Annotated in this window: 18 protein-coding genes and 2 tRNA genes; 8 read left to right on the top strand and 12 right to left on the bottom strand. The window is 60.6% G+C overall.

Annotated features, from left to right (window positions below; translation table 11 throughout):
• Positions 1–154: 154 nt before the first annotated feature.
• The 9 genes from rplL to AC3RLQ_RS12945 all read right to left on the bottom strand — a co-directional run bounded on the left by rplL (position 155) and on the right by AC3RLQ_RS12945 (position 4,921).
• Positions 155–532, bottom strand: coding sequence for a 50S ribosomal protein L7/L12 (gene rplL, locus AC3RLQ_RS12905; RefSeq protein WP_493037672.1), 378 nt, complete (start codon positions 530–532; stop codon positions 155–157).
• 129 nt (positions 533–661) lie between these two features.
• Positions 662–1,231, bottom strand: coding sequence for a 50S ribosomal protein L10 (rplJ, locus tag AC3RLQ_RS12910; RefSeq protein WP_422320809.1), 570 nt, complete (start codon positions 1,229–1,231; stop codon positions 662–664).
• Between the two features lie 19 nt (positions 1,232–1,250).
• Complete coding sequence (gene rplA, locus AC3RLQ_RS12915) at positions 1,251–1,949, bottom strand: 50S ribosomal protein L1 (protein WP_395734234.1); 699 nt, start codon at positions 1,947–1,949, stop codon at positions 1,251–1,253.
• Between the two features lie 54 nt (positions 1,950–2,003).
• Entirely contained in the window at positions 2,004–2,429 is a 426-nt protein-coding gene (gene rplK / locus AC3RLQ_RS12920) for a 50S ribosomal protein L11 (protein WP_422320810.1), read from the bottom strand.
• A gap of 53 nt (positions 2,430–2,482) precedes the next feature.
• On the bottom strand, positions 2,483–3,052 hold the full coding sequence (gene nusG, locus AC3RLQ_RS12925) for a transcription termination/antitermination protein NusG (protein WP_422320811.1): 570 nt from the start codon (positions 3,050–3,052) through the stop codon (positions 2,483–2,485).
• A gap of 42 nt (positions 3,053–3,094) precedes the next feature.
• Entirely contained in the window at positions 3,095–3,313 is a 219-nt protein-coding gene (locus AC3RLQ_RS12930; RefSeq protein ID WP_397384804.1) for a preprotein translocase subunit SecE, read from the bottom strand.
• Between the two features lie 45 nt (positions 3,314–3,358).
• A tRNA-Trp gene (locus AC3RLQ_RS12935) sits at positions 3,359–3,434 on the bottom strand.
• A gap of 152 nt (positions 3,435–3,586) precedes the next feature.
• Positions 3,587–4,771, bottom strand: a complete 1,185-nt coding sequence (gene tuf / locus AC3RLQ_RS12940) for an elongation factor Tu (protein WP_493037676.1) — start codon at positions 4,769–4,771, stop codon at positions 3,587–3,589.
• Positions 4,772–4,846: 75 nt separating this feature from the next.
• Positions 4,847–4,921: transfer RNA gene (locus AC3RLQ_RS12945), tRNA-Thr, on the bottom strand.
• A gap of 338 nt (positions 4,922–5,259) precedes the next feature.
• Here AC3RLQ_RS12945 and AC3RLQ_RS12950 point away from each other — a divergent pair.
• Positions 5,260–6,606 carry a vWA domain-containing protein gene (locus tag AC3RLQ_RS12950; protein WP_493037678.1) on the top strand — a complete coding sequence of 449 codons (1,347 nt, stop codon included), beginning with the start codon at positions 5,260–5,262 and terminating at the stop codon, positions 6,604–6,606.
• 39 nt (positions 6,607–6,645) lie between these two features.
• Here AC3RLQ_RS12950 and AC3RLQ_RS12955 read toward each other — a convergent pair whose 3' ends face one another.
• Positions 6,646–7,881 carry a hypothetical protein gene (locus AC3RLQ_RS12955; RefSeq protein WP_493037680.1) on the bottom strand — a complete coding sequence of 412 codons (1,236 nt, stop codon included), beginning with the start codon at positions 7,879–7,881 and terminating at the stop codon, positions 6,646–6,648.
• Positions 7,882–8,057: 176 nt separating this feature from the next.
• Here AC3RLQ_RS12955 and AC3RLQ_RS12960 point away from each other — a divergent pair, with 176 nt between their 5' ends.
• From AC3RLQ_RS12960 to AC3RLQ_RS12990, 7 genes are all read left to right on the top strand, one after another.
• Positions 8,058–8,318 carry a hypothetical protein gene (locus AC3RLQ_RS12960; RefSeq protein WP_493037682.1) on the top strand — a complete coding sequence of 87 codons (261 nt, stop codon included), beginning with the start codon at positions 8,058–8,060 and terminating at the stop codon, positions 8,316–8,318.
• A 1,713-nt stretch (positions 8,319–10,031) separates the two neighbouring features.
• Entirely contained in the window at positions 10,032–11,486 is a 1,455-nt protein-coding gene (locus AC3RLQ_RS12965) for an IS4 family transposase (RefSeq protein ID WP_493036248.1), read from the top strand.
• A gap of 330 nt (positions 11,487–11,816) precedes the next feature.
• On the top strand, positions 11,817–11,981 hold the full coding sequence (locus AC3RLQ_RS12970; protein ID WP_422320256.1) for a hypothetical protein: 165 nt from the start codon (positions 11,817–11,819) through the stop codon (positions 11,979–11,981).
• A gap of 24 nt (positions 11,982–12,005) precedes the next feature.
• Positions 12,006–12,944 carry a tRNA (adenosine(37)-N6)-dimethylallyltransferase MiaA gene (gene miaA / locus AC3RLQ_RS12975; RefSeq protein WP_493037684.1) on the top strand — a complete coding sequence of 313 codons (939 nt, stop codon included), beginning with the start codon at positions 12,006–12,008 and terminating at the stop codon, positions 12,942–12,944.
• Positions 12,899–13,999, top strand: coding sequence for a 3-dehydroquinate synthase (gene aroB, locus AC3RLQ_RS12980; RefSeq protein ID WP_493037686.1), 1,101 nt, complete (start codon positions 12,899–12,901; stop codon positions 13,997–13,999). Before miaA ends, aroB begins: the two co-directional genes overlap by 46 nt.
• Positions 14,000–14,096: 97 nt before the next feature.
• On the top strand, positions 14,097–15,932 hold the full coding sequence (locus AC3RLQ_RS12985) for a vWA domain-containing protein (RefSeq protein ID WP_493037688.1): 1,836 nt from the start codon (positions 14,097–14,099) through the stop codon (positions 15,930–15,932).
• 148 nt (positions 15,933–16,080) lie between these two features.
• Positions 16,081–16,365, top strand: coding sequence for a helix-turn-helix domain-containing protein (locus tag AC3RLQ_RS12990; RefSeq protein WP_493037690.1), 285 nt, complete (start codon positions 16,081–16,083; stop codon positions 16,363–16,365).
• A 753-nt stretch (positions 16,366–17,118) separates the two neighbouring features.
• Here the strand turns inward: AC3RLQ_RS12990 and AC3RLQ_RS12995 are convergent.
• Together AC3RLQ_RS12995 and AC3RLQ_RS13000 are read right to left on the bottom strand one after the other, a co-directional pair.
• Positions 17,119–17,379: a hypothetical protein gene (locus AC3RLQ_RS12995; RefSeq protein WP_493037692.1), complete on the bottom strand. Its 261-nt coding sequence runs from the start codon at positions 17,377–17,379 to the stop codon at positions 17,119–17,121.
• Positions 17,380–17,504: 125 nt separating this feature from the next.
• Positions 17,505–18,389, bottom strand: a complete 885-nt coding sequence (locus AC3RLQ_RS13000) for a DUF1259 domain-containing protein (RefSeq protein WP_493037694.1) — start codon at positions 18,387–18,389, stop codon at positions 17,505–17,507.
• Between the last annotated feature and the right edge of the window lie 89 nt (positions 18,390–18,478).

The following is an 18,478-nucleotide window of genomic DNA, read 5'->3' on the forward strand; positions in this document are numbered from 1 at the left end:
GCGGAGGTTCAAGCGGGGATCACGGGCGGTTGCGGGCATGCGATGGAACGAAACGAACAGGGGATTGAGACTGACACTAACTTGAAAAGGCTCCTGACCGCGCGGCGCTGCGGATGATGGCAGACGCCACGCGGAAAAGAGCAGGAACGTGAGACTACTTGATCGTGATCTTGGCGCCAGCGGCTTCCAATTTCTTCTTGATCTCTTCGGCTTCTTCCTTTTTGCAGCCTTCCTTGAGGGTCTGCGGAGCGCTTTCGACAAGCTTCTTCGCTTCTGCAAGGCCAAGGCCAGGAACAACGCCGCGGACTTCTTTGATGACGCCAATCTTGTTGGTGCCAGCTTCGGTCAGGATGACGTCGAACTCGGTCTTCTCTTCCACGACAGCTGCAGTGACAGCACCACCAGCGCCGGCGGCGGCGACAGGAGCAGCGGCGCTAACGCCCCACTTCGTTTCGAGGGATTTCACAAGTTCGGCAACTTCCAGGACGGTAAGCGTGCTCAGTTCTTCAACGATTTTATTCAGGTCAGCCATAGTATTTTGTCGGTGTCGCCGCGTTCCGCAGCTGCGGATAAATTAAGAGCAAAAGCTTTTGCTCCGGCGAGGAACCATTGGGTGTTGGGGTATTCAGGCCGTGTGACGGGCCATCTAATCAAATGGGGTTTACGCGGGTTGTTCAGCAGGTGCGGCGGCTTCAGCAGCAGGCGCGGCTTCTTCAGCGGCAGCGGCTGGAGCGGCTTCCTCAGCAGGAGCGCCTTCTTTGTCGACCTTCGCCTGGAGCACGCGGGCGAGGGCGGAAGCCGGAGCCTGGAGCACACCGAGGAGCTGGGCGAGGAGCACTTCACGGGAAGGCAGATCGGCAAGGACTTTGATGGCTGCGGTGTCCAGAAGGTTGCCGTCAAGGACGCCAACTTTCATCACCGGCTTTTCAAACTCGGCTTGGAAATTCTTGAGGATTTTGGCGGCGCCGAAGACGTCCTTGGCACCCGTCACGAAGGCGCTCTGGCCGGTGAGGTGGGCACTCAGATCACCAGGATAGCCGGCCTTTTCAGCAGCCTTCTTCACCAGGTTGTTTTTGAAGACGTGAATCTCCGACCCGACAACGCTGAGGCGCTTGCGCAGTTCGGCGAATTTCGCGACCTTCAGGCCGGTGTAATCCACGACGAACAGGAATGGGGAGGCATTGACCCGCTTCAGAAGGTCATCAATGAGCAATGTTTTGAGTTCTTTCATGATACAGTGCTTCTATAAATTAGAGTTTGACGTACTTCGACACGTCGATGCGGAGAGCAGGCGACATGGTGGCGGCGAGAGTGATGGTTTCGACGTAGCGGCCACGTGCGGAGGCGGGCTTGGCGCGCACCACGGCTTCGATGAGGGAGGTGGCGTTTTCAGCAAGCTGGGCCACTTCGAAGGAAGCCTTGCCGACGGAGGAGGCGATGTTGCCGTTCTTGTCGAGCTTGAAATCAGCACGACCTGCCTTGACGGCCTTGACGGCGGCGGCGGTGTCTTCAGTCACGGTGCCGGTACGTGGGTTGGGCATCAAGCCACGAGGTCCGAGCTGCTTGCCGAGTTTGCGAACTTCATTCATCGCAGCCGGAGTGGCGATGGCGACGTCGAAGTCGGTGAAGCCTTCCTTCACCTTGGCGATGAGGTCTTCGTTGCCGACGATGTCAGCACCGGCGGCCTTGGCGGCTTCAGCAGCGGCGCCCTGGGCGAAGACGGCGACGCGCACAGTCTTGCCGGAGCCGTGAGGCAGCGGGCAGGTGCCACGAACCATCTGGTCGCTCTTCTTCGGATCCACACCCATGCGGAACGACAGGGTGACGGTCTGGTTGAACTTGGTGCCAGGGAGTTTGCGCAGGAGCTCGGCCGCTTCTTCAAGCGTGAATGCCTTGCCTGCCGGAACCATCTCGGCTGCTTTCTTGTAACGTTTGCTTCTCTTTTGCATGGTAGGTGTGCAGTGGTGGCGAACTGTGACGTTCTCCTGCTTCGGTTGAAGTGATTAGTCGATGATTTCGATGCCCATCTGGCGAGCGGTACCCGCCATGATGCGGGACGCCATGGTGAGATCGGAAGTGTTGAGGTCGGCGATCTTGAGCTTGGTGGCTTCAAGAAGCTGGGCCTTGGTGATTTTGGCGACCTTGATCTTGTTCGCTTCCTTGGAGCCGCTGGCGATGTTCGCGATCTTCTTCAGGAGGTTGGAAGCAGGAGGCTGCTTGGTGATGAAGGTGAAGCTCTTGTCCTTGTAAACCGTGATCACGGTTGGAAGGACGTCTCCGCCGAGCTTGGAAGTGGCGGCGTTGAACTCCTTGCAGAAGGCCATGATGTTCACACCGGCCTGACCGAGAGCAGGGCCGATGGGCGGTGCGGGGTTGGCGGCACCAGCTTTGATCTGGAGCTTGATGAGTTTGATGATTTCCTTGGCCATGTCTTTGTGTTCCTTGCTTGCTTGAGTTGAGATTCAGGGGGCGGCGGGTCGGCTTATGCCTTCTCGACCTGCCAGTATTCGAGATCGACCGGTGTGGAGCGCCCGAAAATATTGACGGACACGCGCAGCACGCCGCGTTCCGGATCGATTTCCTCGACGATGCCGTTCTGGCTTTCGAAGGGACCGTCGGCCACACGCACGGTGTCACCGAGATTGAAGGCGATTTTGGGCACGGCGCCGTCGGCCTTGTCGCCCACCTGGGCCAGCATGGCCTCGACTTCCTTGGCGCGCATCGAGATCGGGTGATCCTTGGTGCCGGCGAAGTTCAGGACGCCGTCGGTTTCCTTGACGAAGTACCAGGTCTTTTCGATCAGGCGGTTGTGCTCATCGAGGAGATGGCAGTTGGCGATGACGTAGCCGGGGAAGAACTTGCGGTTGCTTTCGGAACGCTTGCCTTTCTTCACTTCGGCCACGCGCTCCATCGGCACGAGAACCTGGAAGACGTAATCACCCATCTCCTCTTTCTCAATGCGGCGGAGCATGCTGTCACGGACCTTCTGTTCAAGGCCGGAGCGGACGTGGATGACAAACCACTGGTCGCGAGGTGCGGGGATAGCTCCCATAAGAGAATTTGGAAAAGGGGGTGGGTGGGGGGAAACGGAGAATTAGGCACCCAGCTTCTGCGCGGCCTCAAAGGCCCACTTGAAACTGATGTCAAACGCTGCAACGAAAGCTCCGAGGAGGATCATCGCGATGAAGACCACCACTGTGGATTCAATCAGTTCGCGATATTTGGCAAAGCCCTTTTCTTTAGGATCCCAGGGCCACGTGGCCTTCTTGAGTTCAAGGATGACTTCGCCGATGTATTTGCGGATGCGACTCATGTGAAGCGTTTCGTTTTCTGCGGATGTTTCCGGGGAATTTTTCGCTGGCAGGCCAGGAGGGACTCGAACCCACAACCAACGGTTTTGGAGACCGCTACTCTACCAATTGAGCTACTGACCTGTGTTAGCGAAGAAAGACTTCCCGGAATGGATAACGGATGGAATCAAATTTGCAAGTCCGGCGCCTCGTTCCGCTCCCGGCTGGGAGACGAAATCACCGCCGGGTCTGTGCGCCAGACCCGGCGGGATTCGAGACAAACGAACTAAAGCGGACTAGTCAAGGATGTTGGCAACGCGGCCAGCACCCACGGTTTTGCCACCTTCACGGATAGCGAAACGGATGGTCTTTTCCATGGCGATCGGGGTGATCAGCTCGACTTCGATCGAGACGTTGTCACCAGGCATCACCATTTCCACGCCTTCTGGAAGCTTCACGCTGCCGGTCACGTCCGTGGTGCGGAAGTAGAACTGCGGGCGGTAGTTGTTGAAGAAGGGGGTGTGGCGGCCGCCTTCGTCCTTGGAAAGAACGTACACCTCAGCGGTGAACTTCTTGTGAGGAGTGACGGAACCTGGCTTGGCGATGACCTGACCGCGCTCGATGTCGGTCTTCTTCGTGCCGCGAAGCAGAAGGCCGACGTTGTCGCCTGCACGACCTTCGTCGAGCAGCTTGCGGAACATTTCGATGTCGGTGACGGTGGTCTTGACGGTCGGACGGATGCCGATGATTTCGACTTCGGACATCTTCTTGATGATGCCACGCTCGACACGGCCGGTGCAGACGGTACCACGACCTTCGATCGCGAACACGTCTTCAACTGGCATGAGGAAGTCCTTGTCGATCGGACGCTCTGGCAGCGGGATGTAGCTGTCCACAGCTTCCATGAGCTTGAGGATGTTGGCTTCATGCTCTGGATCGCCTTCGAGGGCCTTGAGAGCGGAACCCTTGACGATCGGAATGTCGTCACCTGGGAAGTCGTACTTGGAAAGGAGGTCGCGAACTTCCATCTCGACGAGGTCGAGGAGTTCTGGATCGTCCACCATGTCCACCTTGTTCATGAACACCACGAGGGCAGGAACGCCGACCTGACGGGCGAGCAGGATGTGCTCACGGGTCTGGGGCATCGGGCCGTCAGCGGCGGAAACGACGAGGATACCACCGTCCATCTGAGCGGCGCCGGTGATCATGTTCTTCACATAGTCAGCGTGTCCGGGGCAGTCGACGTGAGCGTAGTGACGCTTGTCGGTCTCATACTCCACGTGGGCGGTGTTGATCGTGATGCCGCGTTCCTTTTCTTCAGGAGCTGCGTCGATCTGGTCGTATGCACGTGCCTGAGCGAAACCTTTCTTGGAAAGGACGGTCGTGATGGCGGCGGTCAGGGTGGTCTTGCCGTGGTCAACGTGGCCAATCGTGCCGATGTTGACGTGCGGCTTGTTGCGTTGGAATGCTTCTTTAGCCATGGGTGGAGTTAGTTGAGGGGGTGCGCTTGGGACTGGTTCGTTTGTCGTGTTTCGAAGATCCCCACGGACTGCCACTGGAGCTGTTAGAGGGACTTGAACCCTCGACCTCGTCCTTACCAAGGACGTGCTCTACCACTGAGCTATAACAGCGTAACCGGCGGCGGTTTGGTGAGAAACCTCCTCCTCTTTCGACAAGAAAACCGGGATATGGCAACCTCCATGACTGGCGTCAGGAGACAGTACACCCCGGCTTTGTTCCGAAAAAGTGGCGCGATACTAGGACGATTGGGGGCACAGTCAAAGACTATTTCGACTGTTTGCGAAAGAAAGACGAATATATTTTCGTCTTTCACCTTCCCCCCGCTGCCCTTCCGTTCTCACTTTAGGGCTTGGTTATGAGGGCTTCAGGTTCATACTCTGGGCTGGAAAATGCGCCACTCCCCTTCCCTGAGCGGGCTTTTCTTCACTCCCGCACCTTCGCAGCCGCCATGCGCCTCGTCCTCGCCAGCCTTGTATTCCTGCTGCTGCTCACCGGCTTGCACGCAGCGGAAGAGGCGGCGGTGCTCAAAGGCCTCGTGAAAAACGCCCGTGCTGGCGATCAGGAGGCACTGGCGCCGCTGAAGGATCTGTACGCGCAAAAGCTGGCTGGCGATGCGGTGCTCTCCCTCGTGGGAGACAAGCGCGTGGGCCTGGGCATGAAGCTGCGCCTGGCGGAGATCGTGGCCGAATGGCCTGCGGGCGAAGGGCGCAAAGCCCTGGTGGACTGGCTGACGAAGCACCCCGCCTGCGATTACGACGCCCTGATGTTTTTTTCAGGTGCTCACCTGATGGAGACGCGCAGCTTTTTCTGGAATCTGCTCGCGCAGGCGAAGGGCCCGCTCTCGGCGGCGAAGGAGCCGGAGCGCCTCGCCCTCGCAGCCCGGGCGCTGGGCGCGTTTGAGGACAATCCGGACCCCGTGGTGGCCCGCGTGGCCACGCTGCTGGAGCCTGCCAATGCGCACGTGATGCGTGCCTGCGCGGCGGAGGCTCTGGGCGGCATGCGCAGTGCCGTGGCGTTGCAGTCCCTCCTGCCCTATCTGAACGATGAGGCCATCGGCGATGCCGTGCACGCCTCGCTGTTTCAGCTCACCGGTCAGGACTTCGTGGACGACCCGGTGAAATGGAAGGCGTGGATCACCGAGCAGGGGTCGAAAATCCCGTGGAAAATGCTGCCCCGCAGCGACTACGCGGAATTCCTCAAGCTGCAGAAATTGCTCAAGCCTCTGGAGGAGGATCCCGCCGTGAACATGGCCTCATTTTACGGCCTGGAAATCCGTGGCAAAGGCGCGCTCTTCATCCTCGACGTGAGCGGCAGCATGAGCCGCGACGACCGCATCGGCAAGCTCAAGGGGCAGATGAGCAACCTCCTCACCGCGCTGCAAAACAAGCCCGCCAGCCTGCGCTACGGCATCCTCACCTTTGGGGATCGCGTGGACTCCTGCTTCTCTGCTCGCGGCATGGCGCTGAACGATGAGAAGAACCACAAGCAGGCCGTGCAGTTTGTGGATCGCATCCAGGCCGCCGGTGGCACACCCATGTGCGAAGCCTTCAATCACGCCCTCACCCGCGTCCTCCCTGAGGGCAACATCGACACCCTCGTCTTCCTCAGCGACGGCCAGCCCAGCGACGGCACCCCCGCCATGGTGCTGGACCTCGCCCAGCGCATCCACACCCAGTACAAGGTCCGCATCCACTGCATCAGCATCGGCGAAGAAACCCTGCCCGGCAGCACCGAGCCCTCCCTGCTCAAGCAGATCGCAGATGCGTGTGACGGGACGTTTACCGTGCCGCCGTGAGCGCTCACAGCTCCGGTGTCGGTTCCAAGACCAAATGGGTCAGAAATGACGCTGAGCCGGGGGTGTGCCGCGGTCGATCCAGTGCTGCATGTTGGTGATGTGCCCGTCGAGATCCTGCAATAAAAACTGATCGGCCTTTCTGGCCTTCAGGCTCGCATGCACCTCACGCATGGCGGCCAGGGATTTCTCTCCGCCGATGATGGACAATGTGTTGAATACTACCTTAACGCCGTGGAGGTCTTTGGCATCTCGATTGAGGAAGCGTAACACCAACGCCTCGTGTTCAGGGCTGGGATAATGCGCCAGCAGACGGATGGCCGGGGAGATGAAGGGACTTTCGTCCTCAGGAGCGACGTGGGTCTCCAGTTCAGTGGTGATGAACTTCTGCTCAGCAGGAGTGAGATCGCTGCGAAGAGCGAGCGCGCTCAAGGCCTTTGTGCCTGCCCTTCCGCCCCATTTGGGGATCTCAAAATACTGAATTTGGAGAAGGGCGAAGAGCTGGGGCTTGAACTCCGGGCGGGTGGCCAGGGCTTTTTCAGCGCGTGCCATGCTCGGACCATCGGGAATACACCACGGAAAAGCATCTTCCAGGGCCTTGCTCAGCGCGGGACTCATGGGAGCGGCACGGCCTTCGATGAGTCGGATGGCATCCACGGCGTAATAATAAAGGTTTCGGCCTGCTTCTGTGGGGTCTGAGAAGTGACTTTCTCCGAATTTTATGATCGGTCTGAGGGAGCGAAGGGTGCCAGTCCTGCCCAGCGTTTTTATGGCGTAATAGGAGGCATGCCTGTCAACATAAGGTGAAGTGAATGGGGCCGAAGTATCGGTCAGGTACTGGACCAGCACCGCTTCATTGTCCGGGCTGGGAGAATACTCCAGCAGCAGCAGGCCATCGGTCTTCAGGACCTCGTCCACGGGTCCATTAGGACGCGAGAGTCTGGAGAGCAGCATCTCGCGCAGCCAGGCCTGATGGGCGGCGCTCAAGCCGCGGCGCCAATGAATGGCCTGGATGACAAGACGGAGATGCTCGGGACTGCCTGCGGGATCGCTGGCGATTTTTTGCATCAGCTCCTCGATGGCAGGCCCGGCCTGCGGCACCTTGGCCAGCGAGCCGACTTCGCTCGGATTGTCCTGCGCCGCCGCGAGGTGCTGGAACCACGGCTTTGCCCGCGAGGGAAGGGTGGCGTAGCTCGGAAAGTCATCCGGAGCATAACCGCCTGCCAGAGCCGCCGTGATGCAGAAAGACAGCGCTAGAAGCAAGGCAGGCGTTCGCATGGGAAAGAGTCTTCGTGGGTCGATTGAGAGTAGAAGATCGCAGCGCAGAGATGACAGCAGCCACTGCTGGCCTGCCGCTTCATCCAACCTAGCACGCGGTGGCGACTTCGCGCAAGCGGGTAGGAGGCGGAAGGCGGAGATGCGGGTGGCAGAAGAAAATAGAGTGAGGAAACCTCATGATGAATACTTCCGCAGGCCTGCATCTGCCCCCAAAAACCACCGCCCCTTCTCCTGAGTTGCCGGTTTCCACGCCTAAGCACGGCAGCTCGGCAACTCAACTTTTCAGAAATGGCAAACCCGCGCAAACAGAAGCCTCTGGTAGCATTGAGTGGCAATCCATGGTATTTCATGGCTGCACTGGACGCACCCTGACGGCAACTTATGGCCTCCTGCTGGTTGCCATGATTTCAGGGCGTGCAAGCTGCGGCTCAGGATGATCCTTCTCCTCCACCAGCGGACGCGGAGACTTCCACTGTTTCCACCGTTTCAACGGGGGCTGGTGTGAGAACAATCCTGCGCCGGTGGGCCCTGGCAGGCTCCGAAGCGGGGGCGAAAAAACATGGCAACCAAAACACCCCTTTTGGTTGCCATCTTTGGCGCTTTCGTGGCCTCAATGGATTGCATCGGCCTGCACTGCGTTGCCGCCTCATGCATCCCGTTGCCACTTCCTGCCCCAAATTTTCGGGCTGTCTTATCCCCTCGGTTGCCGGTTGCCCACCCTAGATTCTCGCGATGGCAACCGGCAACCATCGGCGGTGTGGCTTCGCCTGCCGACACATGACTTCCACTGTTTCCACCGTTTCAACGGGGGCTGGTGTCATTCCGACCCAAGGCCCCGGGAGAAAGTTCGCCAACTTCTCCACATTCGCCGGGGGGGGGGATGTCCACACGCAGCATGACAGGTGGACAAACAACTCCTCGTTGGCCGCCATCTGTTTCCATCACTGGCTTCCCCAGCCACTCCACGAATCAGTTCTGCCAGGCGAGGTCGAGGGTCATGGAAGCAAAGCCCTAGCCCACGCCTTCGCTGAGATCAAAAACAATGGCAGCAAGGAATGAAAACCGCCCTTGATGGGAATATTCACGTCCTGAAGTATCTATCATTTTCCAAAACCCCATGCCTGAAAGGCTCCAGCGCTTTTGGAGTGCGAATGCGCAATCCTGAAGGGGTGGAGCTGCCGCTTTCGAGCGTCTCGTGGCAGGCGTGGGCTGACCGGCCTGCGGTACTCAACCGGCTCCCGCCTTCGAACATCCCTGATGCACGTGAGCCGACCAGCACGTCGAAAGCGGTAGCTCCGTTCGTTCCTCACTGCGCGACCGCAGTCCATATCTGAAGCGATCCTACCAGGGGTTTTGCGAAACTCCAAAACACTATGCCATGACCAACTCACACCAGCCCCCGTTGAAACTGTGGAAACAGTGGCAACCTCCCATCGGCAGGCTGCGCTCCACCGCTGCTGGTTGCCGGTTGCCATCGCGAGAATCTAGGGTGGGCAACCGGCAACCACGACGCTGACGACCAGTGCCAGACACTGCGCAGGAAGCTGCAACAGGATGCAGCCGTTGGAAAACGGTGGCAATGCAATGCAGGCTGATGAAAGCGCTCAAGTCCAAAAGCACCTCCAAGGATGGCAACCAGAAGGGGGGTTTGGGTTGCCATGGTTTGCTGGCATTCTTCGGAGCCTTCCATGGCCCACTCGGCATCGGCTTGATTCACACTCTCCCCCGCAGAAACTGTGGAAGTGGTGGAAGTCTCCGCACGGTTGTGGGCTGGAGAGACACACTCCCCCGCAGAAACTGTGGAAACCGTGGAAGTCTGCGCCGTGGGGGTGGCGGGAGACACACACTCCCCCGTTGAAACCGTGGAAACAGTGGAAGCCCCATTGGCAGGCGGAGCCTCAGCGACGCGAGTTGCCAAGTTGCCATGCTTAGGTGTGGAAACTCGGCAACTTCGGGGCAGCCCTGATGCAGGCAGGCCTCGTCTGAGCGAGCCGCCCCCCCTGCATTTTCATCGCCCCAAGGACGGCGCACCTTTTTGAGCGCCTGAGACGCTGCAGACCCGAAATCACGGACCCGGCGCAGCCTAACTCTTACCCACAAGTTTGAGGAAGGAGCGCTGTACAAAAACGGGTGCGGTTAAACTATGGGAGATGACAGCAGCAAAGTCATCGAAAGGCAAAAGTATTGGCAGTCCCGTGGCGGCGGGCTGGTCGCAACGCGAGCTGGCGCATCTCAGTGGCATTGATCCGCGTCTTGTGCGACGGCTGGCCATCATGCTTGAAGATTGGGCGGCGCAGCCGCAGGCCTCCATCCCTGAAGGCAGCCGCAGCAAAGCGGCTGCCAAAGCTTCCTACCGTCTGCTCTCCAATGAACGGCTCGAAGCTGCTGACATTGGGCAGAGTCATCGAGAGGCCACCTGGGGGCGCATGGCCGGCCATGAGGTCGTGCTGGCCGTGGCTGACACGACGAGCTTCAATCACACGACTCATGCTGGCACGGAGGGTGTCGGCCCCATCGGCCAGGGCAATGGCTGCGCGCAGGGCTTCTTGCTGCACAGCGTGCTGGCTTTCAGCGAGCAGGGCGAAGCTCTCGGCGTGCTCCATGCCCACACCTGGGCGCGCGAGCGTGACGGCCCCTCGCGGCGGCAACGGCAGGCGCAAAAGAACCGCAAAGCGCTCGATCAGCGCGAGAGCCACCGGTGGGTCAGCGCTTATGAAGCCATCGTGGCCCAGCGTCAGGCGGCTTCCGGCAGGCAGCCTCGGCTGGTGCTCGTCGCTGACCGGGAGAGCGATCTTTACGAGCTCTTTGTGAGCAACCGGCAGCACGACGAGCAATGTGCGGTGCTCGTGCGCGCCCTGCATGCGCGCCGCCTGCACGAAACGGGAGAGGTGGTGTGGGACCACCTCGAAGCGCAGCCGGAGCTGGCGCGTGTTGAGATCGTGGTGCCAGCGCAGGGCACGCGCAAGGAGCGCACGGCCACGCTGGTGCTGCGCAGCGCGCCGGTGAAGCTGGGGGTGCCGCGGGACAAGGCGCGGTTCTTTGGTGCGAGCACACCGCTGGATCTCTGGGCCATCGACGCGGTGGAGACTGGCGCGCCGGAAGGCAGCGAAGCGTTGCACTGGAAGCTGCTCTCCAGCATTCCCTGCGGGGATGCGGCGCAGGTTCAACGGCAGCTGCAGTGGTATGCGAAGCGCTGGGGCATCGAGGTGTTCCACCGCACGCTCAAGAGCGGCTGTCAGAGCGAGGCGCGGCGTCTGGGCAGCCTGGAGAGACTGCGCAAGGCGCTGAGCCTGGACTTGATCGTGGCCTGGAGGCTCATGGCCTTGCGCGATGCCGCGCGTCAAAAGCCGCAGGAGCCCGCGACCCAGTGGCTGGAGGCCGAGGAGTGCGCGGTGTTAAACGCCTGGGCCACGCGTCAGCTCAAGACGAAAACTCCAAGTCCACCCAGCATCGCCGAGGCGGTGCGCTGGATCGCGCGGCTGGGAGGCTACCTGGATCGCAAGAACGATCCACCGCCAGGCATGGAAGTCCTCTGGCGAGGTCTGCGCCATCTTCACGACATGACCGAAACCTGGAAGCTGCTTCATGTTGTGGGTAAGAGTTAGGGCGCAGCGGTTCCCTACCACCCCGAAAACGCCGCAGGGGATGGTAGGGACGCGTTGTGCGCGTCCGTAGATTCCTTCGTCCCAGCATGCGGTGCGGCCCCATCGCTCTCCCCCTTTTCACGGTGCCCGCGTTTGGATCGCTGGGCTGGAAAAGCATCGGGAACGAAACACATGCACCGTCTCTGCAAGAGGAGAAAGATTCCGCATTCAAGACCTAGCGGCGCTGCAGGATCGAGGACGAGGACGAGGACGAGAAGGAGAACGAGGACGAATCATGCGCCCTCACTCCCCGCTTGAGCCTTTCCGCCCCTTGCACTAGTTTGCGCCGCCATGAAAATCATCGCCTCTTTCCTCATTGTCGCTGTTTTCTCCCTCGCTTCCTGCCGTGGCAGTGGCGGGCCCATGACGCGTGCGGGCCGTGGTGTGGACCACGCCATCCACAAGACCGGTGAGGGCATCGAGCACGTGGGCCGCAAGATCGAAAGCAAATTCTGAGGCGCAGCCCGCTGCGACTCCCGAATGCTTCCTGCCAGCACCTTCTTCATCACCGGGCCCACGGCCTCGGGCAAAACCGCCTTGGCCATCGCCCTGGCAAAGCACGTGGGCGGGGAGATCGTGAATGCGGATGCCTTTCAGCTCTACGCGGGCATGGACCTCCTCACGGCCAAGCCTTCCCCGGCGGAGCTGGCGAGCGTGCCGCACCACCTCTACGGCGTGATCCCCCTCACAGAGGCCTGCGATGCGCAGCGCTACCATGCGCTGGCGCTGCCAAAGATAGAGGACATCGCCGCACGTGGCCGCGTGCCCATCGTGGTGGGTGGCTCCGGGCTTTATATCAAGGCGCTCACCCATGGCCTCTCTCCCCTGCCCGCCGCCTCGCCGCAGCTCCGGGCGCAGTTTCAGCACCTCAGCCCCGGAGAGAAAATCGTGTGGCTGCTGCAGCGCGATCCCGAAGCCGCCACCACCGTGAACCTGCGCAATCCCCGCTACGTGGAGCGTGCACTGGAGATCTGCCTGCTCTCCGGCCGCCCGCAGTCCGGCCTGCGGCGCTCGTTTGAGCAAGCCGAGCCACAGGTGAACGGCGTCATCCTCACATGGGACCGCGAGACGCTCTACCGCCGCATCAATCAGCGCACGCTGGACATGTTTGCCGCCGGGCTCATCGAGGAAGTCCGCGCCCTGGGCCCGCTCTCCCCCACGGCGGAAAAGGCCATCGGCGTGCGGGAAATCCGCGCCCACCTGGCCGGGCAGGCGTCTCTGGCGGACACCCTCGCCGCCATTCAGCAGTCCACTAGGCATTATGCCAAGCGACAAATCACGTGGTTTCGGCGCGAGCGCTGCTTCCAAACGATTTGCCTCGATTCCGTTCCGGCGGCAGAGTACGCACTCCCCCATCTCCTCGAACTTTTTCCATGCCTCCGCCCGTCCAGCCCGTCCGCCCCGTCTTCGTCAATCTAGGCCCACGCAGCTACCTCGTCCAAGTCGGTCGCGACATGCTCAAAACGCTGGGTGAAGAGGTGAACAAAAAGCTGCCGGACCGCACGAGCTGCGCCGTGGTCACGGATTCGAATGTGGGCCCGCTCTACGCTGAGAAGGTGCTGCAAAGCCTGCGCGATGCCGGCAAAAAGCCCCACCTCATCACCGTGCCCGCCGGGGAGTCCTCCAAATCCCTCACCTGGAGCGAGTCCGTGCTCAGCGAGATGGTGCGCTTTGGCCTGGACCGCAAGAGCTTCGTGGTCGCCCTCGGCGGCGGCGTCATTGGCGATCTCGCGGGCTTCTGCGCCTCCGTGTACCAGCGCGGCATTCCTTATGTGCAGGTGCCCACCACCGTGCTCTCCCAGGTGGACAGCTCCGTGGGCGGCAAGACCGGCGTGAACCTGCCCAATGCGAAAAACATGGTCGGCTGCTTTCACCAGCCAGTGCACGTCATCGCCGATCTCGACACCCTCAATTCCCTCCCCACCCGCGAGTGGAACGAGGGCTTTGCGGAGATCATCAAGCACGCCTGCATTCGCGATGAGTCCATGTTCAAGGCCATCGAAGACATCGCCGCCGGCAAGGGAGACATCGTCGGCCTCATCCGCCGGAACATCGCCATCAAGGCCGTCATCGTTGAGGCCGATGAATATGAGACCATCGGCACCCGCGCCCTGCTGAATTTCGGCCACACCCTCGGCCATGCCATTGAGGCCGCTGCAGGCTACGGCCGGCTGCTGCACGGGGAGGCCATCAGCCTCGGCCTGCGCGCCGCCGCCTGGCTCTCCACCCAAGTCTCCGATCTCACCAGTGATCACTACGAGCGCATCCTCAACCTCCTCAAGCTCTGCGATCTCCCCCTGCGCCTGCCGGACGATCTCGACACCGAGGAGATCATGCGCATCGCCCGCACCGACAAGAAATTCGAAAACGGCAAGATCCGCTTCGTCCTGCTGCGCAAAATCGGCGAAGCCTACGTGAGCAAGGATGTCCTCGAAGGGCATCTGAAGCAGGCGCTGGATGAACTCAGAAAATGACGAATGCAGAATGACGAATGACGAATTCCAACCATCTTCGAAGCCACCACGGCTCCTCCGGCATTCGTCATTCCACATTCGTCATTAGTCATTCCAAGTGCGCTTCCTCACCCCCAGCTACCTGCACCTCCTCTGGCTCGCGCTGATCCCGCTGGTGCTGTGGCTTTTCCGCCGGCAGGCGAAGCGGGTGCCGGTTTCCACGCTGCTGTTTTTCAAATCGCTCGCGCGTGAGCATCAGGAGTCCGCGTGGCTGCGCCGCATCAAGAAGTGGCTCTCGCTGCTGCTCACGCTGCTGGTGCTGCTCTTCGCCATCCTGGCGCTGGCACGGCCCAGCGGGAATCTCTCCGCCGATGCCATCAGCGCCGTCGTCATGGTGGTCGATTGCTCCGCCTCCATGGCCGCGCAGGATCTGCAGGGCCAGACCCGGCTGGACGCCGCCAAGCAGCGCGTGAAGGAACGCATCCGCGCGCTACCAGACCAGACCGTGGTATCCCTCATCGCCTTTGATGCTCGCGCCCGCGTGCTGCTCTCCCGCAGCCGCAACCACCGCGAATGCCTGCGCCTGCTCGAAGAGCTCACGCCCACGCCCATCGAGGGCAAACCGGAGTCGGCACTGACCGTGGCCCAGCGCCTCGCGGATCTCGAAACCCACTCCCGCATCTGGATGGCGAGTGATGCACAGCCGTCCTCAACGACTGCGGTCGATTGGATTCCCGTGGCCCTCAAGGAGCCGCTCAATGTGGGCCTCACCGGCTTTCAGATCCGCCACAGCCCGCTGGCGCGTGATCGCTACGAGGCCTTCGTGAAAGTCAGCGCCTCCGCCGCCAACAAGGACAAGGCCACCACCACGCTCGAAATTTCCATCGCCGGGCGCATCGCTCAGCTCCGCGAGCTCGATCTCGCCCCCGGTGAATCCAGCGCTCTCATCTTGCCTCTGGAAGGCGTGCGCGGCCAGCAGATGGAGATCCGCCTGAAGACCGCCGGCGACTGCTTCGGCTGGGACGATGGCCTCGCCGCACCGCTGCCCAAAACAAGACCCCTCACTGTCGCGTGGTTTGCTGACAAACCCGATCCCTTCACCGAGCTCGCGCTCTCAGCCCTCATCGAAAACGGCCGCATCGAAATGCGCAAAGGCGACCCCAAGGCCTGGCCGCCGAAGGAGCAGCCCGACGTGTTTGTGTTTGAAAACTGGCTGCCCAAGGAACTGCCCACCGACCGCCCGGTGATCGCCCTCACACCGCAGAGCAGCTCCGGCCCGCTGCAGGCACGCGCCATCAAGAGCATCCCGCATGATGGCGTGCGTTCCGTGCAGCCGGACCATCCCCTGCTCTTCCGCGCCAGCAGCAGCCGCATCGCCGTCACGCAGACCACCCTGCTCAAACTGCCCGCCTCGGTCGAGCCGCTGTGGTTTGCCGGCAACGAGCCCGTGCTCGCCGCCGGAGAGTTCAACGGCCAGCGCCTCGTCGTCACCGCGTTCTCACCCTCGCAGTCCGAGCAGCTCGCCCTGCTGCCCTCCTTTCCCCTCATCCTCGGCAACGCGCTCTACTGGTGCGCCGAAAACAGCGAAGCCCTCACCGACATGCGCACCCTGCACACCGGCGAGATGCTGCACACCGACAGCCTCGTGCAATGGCACGCGTGGAACGGCGAGTCCTTCATCGAAGTGTCCGACGATCCCGCGCACGGCCTCCTCGCGCTGAACCGCATCGGCAGCTGGGAAACCGGCAAGGACCGCAGCGGCGCCTGCGCCCTGATCTCCGCCGCCGAGACGAACCTCCCCGCCCTCTCCACGGATGCCGCGCGTTCCGTTCAGCCCGCCGCCCCCGTCATCACCGCCTCCTCCTTCAGCACCTGGCCCAAGCGCCTGATCTGGCTCGCGCTGGTTTTGCTGCTCGCCGAGAGCTTTCTGTTTCACCGCAAGGCGGTGTATTAAAGTAGCCCTGTTCCTGCGGAACAGGGAAAGCGCCGCAAACACCTGCGGTTGGAAACACCGTAAAACTTGGGCGATTTGGAGACAGTCCTTGTTGCACAGCAACAAGGCTACATTGCTGGCATCAGCCCGCCCGTCTTCTTGCTCCCGGATGCGTTTGTTGGCTTTTCATCAACGGCGGTTGTTGGTCAATCGGGGGCGCTATAAGCGGCGTTGGTGGCTGCGGTCTGACAGGCATTTGAACCCGACCTGCCTTGCTGATCATGTGCGGGCCAAGCGGTTGAAAGAGAATCTGACGATGAAGGAACTGGCTTGCCAACTGGGGATTTCAAAGGGCACGCTCAAATATTGGGAACTGCATAAAAACCCTCCATCTGAGCAGAATCGGCAGATGTTGTTGGCCTATTTGGGATACGATCCAGAAGTCAGTAAGTAGCAGCAACACCGGGTGCGCTCGCGATCCATGCGTTGGGTATTTTTCATCCTTGGACTTGAGCTTTTGGTTGGGGAAGGCCTTCCCCTCGCGGCTACTTCGTGCGCCGCTACCCCTTCGAGCGGGAGGTGTCCCGCAACGCCCTCAAGTTTCACAGCCCCGGCTCCGGTCAGCCTGCGTCTTCGCGCAGTCCCATCTCCGCCCGCCGGCTTCGAGGCACTTCAGATGTCCCAGATGCAAACCGCCCTCTCGGCAACCTCGTCATCTGCGCCATCCCAAGTGCGTGGGGCCATCAAGCCACCTCAATCGCCCCGCTTGGCATCGCTACGCGAATGGCAAGCCAGGCGATTCCTCCGCCCGCCATGACCGCGCCACTGTTGGCTGTGCTTCGCTGATGCCTCCCCACCCTTCCACGAGGCTTCTGCTTGCTCATCCACAGCCGCGCTGAGGCACGGGTTCCGACAAAAAACTATATTTCACAAATATTGAAGGCTATTGGCCTTGGGGTTTTTATGTTCAGTCGCCTGAGAGATGATTCAAGACCTAGCAATCAGCTGACCAACCGTCGTTTTGCCGGAGTCCCCTTTGCCACTGTGGATGATAAGGTGGTCGCAGTTCATGGCTTGGGGGAATTCGTTGAATAAACTCTGATTCCCGTCAGGCCTTGCACATTGGGCGGAGCAGCCAGGCCCACCAGAGAATGTTCAATGAACACCGACCGTGATTGAGATGTTAGCACCTCCATGTCGCCTGGCTTCAATCCCATTGTTCATTGCTCTCATCGTAGTGGAAAGGGCCGCCACCAGTGATGGTCGGCTCTACCACAATCGCCGGCCCCACACGAAGACGAGGACCGCCATTGTAGATCATCAGCTTGTAGCCCCGCCCCTGATAGGTCTTGGGCTCAACAGGCGGATCATCGCTGATGAAGCGCGCAAACTGTGGAGGCTTGCCTTTGCGCGCCAGCTCGAAATCAAACTTCGCTTCGGCCAGCGCATCTCTCGATTTGGCGGACATCCTCGTCTCATCCAGTCCCGCAAACAGAGGCCTGAGCTCCGGAAAAAAAAACGAGCTGGCGCACCCCTGGAACAGGATAAGAACCATGAACAGCGCCACGGCTTTCATATGGATCAGTGACCTGATTATTTGCCCTGCACATCAAGGGCGGATTTAAGCACGCCCGCAAGTTCAGCGGCCTTCCCACGGCCCCAGTAGTGCAAAAAGATGTAGCGCGGCTCCTCCATCGTCATGTGATGATGAATGGCGACAATGTTGATGCCTCCAGCACGCAATCTCTTGAGCACGGATTGCAGTTCGCCCTCCAGACAGCAGAAATCACCGTCCACCACGGCGTTGTCATCCGTCCCGGCAAACGCAGCCCAGGTGTTCACGCCCATCTCTTTGCCGATTTCGCAGCCACAGGACATCTTCGCCGTGCGCCCGATGACGAATTTCACCATGCCGTCCTTCTCCTGGGGTTTGCCACCCATCACGGCGACAAGCGACGCGGCAGCAATGGAGCTTTTATCGGGAATCCCGCCGCCAAACGACTTCACTGGCTGTGGCGCTGCCGCACGGATGCTCTTCACCTTGTCCATCCCGGCACGCACTGCCTGCGCCAGTTTCTCCGTAGTGCCTTCACCTGCGATGTGCATGAAGTACGCCTTCGGCTCATCGTAGAAGAAATGGTTGTGCAGCGCGGTCACGGACAGGCCTGCATCCAGCAGATCGCTCATCACGGGATTCACCTCGTCCTGCATCAGCACAAAGTCACCCATGACCATCGCCTCCGCCGTCTTGCCCTCGGTAAAGGCGGCCCAGGTCGTCAAACCCATGAAGGCGGGCATCTTCCATTCATCAATGGTGACGCCGAGATCGCCACGCGGAAAGGTGACTTTGAAAACTTTCTCCGATTCGTTGAACGTGCCCTTGAGGCCCGTCAGTTCTTCAATTTTCGCGTTGTCGAGCGCCGGAGCGTACATAGGAACGCAAACAAGCAGGGTGAAAAGCAGAGTGGTTGGTTTCATGGGATTGGCCCTTTAAGGAATGATGATGATTGATCGCACGCTGCGCGGATACTGGCCGTGCCAAACGGGAATAATCAAGACTAATCTTG

The organism is Prosthecobacter sp. GW821-HT29F12 (assembly GCF_058803405.1).

Bases quoted from the DNA above. Each gene is read 5' to 3' on its own strand.
- AC3RLQ_RS12990 (WP_493037690.1), top strand. From the start codon at position 16,081: ATGCGTTTGTTGGCTTTTCATCAACGGCGGTTGTTGGTCAATCGGGGG.
- aroB (WP_493037686.1), top strand. From the start codon at position 12,899: ATGCCTCCGCCCGTCCAGCCCGTCCGCCCCGTCTTCGTCAATCTAGGC.
- miaA (WP_493037684.1), top strand. From the start codon at position 12,006: ATGCTTCCTGCCAGCACCTTCTTCATCACCGGGCCCACGGCCTCGGGC.
- AC3RLQ_RS12970 (WP_422320256.1), top strand. From the start codon at position 11,817: ATGAAAATCATCGCCTCTTTCCTCATTGTCGCTGTTTTCTCCCTCGCT.
- AC3RLQ_RS13000 (WP_493037694.1), bottom strand. From the start codon at position 18,389: ATGAAACCAACCACTCTGCTTTTCACCCTGCTTGTTTGCGTTCCTATG.
- AC3RLQ_RS12950 (WP_493037678.1), top strand. From the start codon at position 5,260: ATGCGCCTCGTCCTCGCCAGCCTTGTATTCCTGCTGCTGCTCACCGGC.
- rplJ (WP_422320809.1), bottom strand. From the start codon at position 1,231: ATGAAAGAACTCAAAACATTGCTCATTGATGACCTTCTGAAGCGGGTC.
- rplA (WP_395734234.1), bottom strand. From the start codon at position 1,949: ATGCAAAAGAGAAGCAAACGTTACAAGAAAGCAGCCGAGATGGTTCCG.
- nusG (WP_422320811.1), bottom strand. From the start codon at position 3,052: ATGGGAGCTATCCCCGCACCTCGCGACCAGTGGTTTGTCATCCACGTC.
- AC3RLQ_RS12965 (WP_493036248.1), top strand. From the start codon at position 10,032: ATGACAGCAGCAAAGTCATCGAAAGGCAAAAGTATTGGCAGTCCCGTG.
- tuf (WP_493037676.1), bottom strand. From the start codon at position 4,771: ATGGCTAAAGAAGCATTCCAACGCAACAAGCCGCACGTCAACATCGGC.
- AC3RLQ_RS12955 (WP_493037680.1), bottom strand. From the start codon at position 7,881: ATGCGAACGCCTGCCTTGCTTCTAGCGCTGTCTTTCTGCATCACGGCG.
- AC3RLQ_RS12995 (WP_493037692.1), bottom strand. From the start codon at position 17,379: ATGTCCGCCAAATCGAGAGATGCGCTGGCCGAAGCGAAGTTTGATTTC.
- AC3RLQ_RS12960 (WP_493037682.1), top strand. From the start codon at position 8,058: ATGATGAATACTTCCGCAGGCCTGCATCTGCCCCCAAAAACCACCGCC.
- rplK (WP_422320810.1), bottom strand. From the start codon at position 2,429: ATGGCCAAGGAAATCATCAAACTCATCAAGCTCCAGATCAAAGCTGGT.
- AC3RLQ_RS12930 (WP_397384804.1), bottom strand. From the start codon at position 3,313: ATGAGTCGCATCCGCAAATACATCGGCGAAGTCATCCTTGAACTCAAG.
- rplL (WP_493037672.1), bottom strand. From the start codon at position 532: ATGGCTGACCTGAATAAAATCGTTGAAGAACTGAGCACGCTTACCGTC.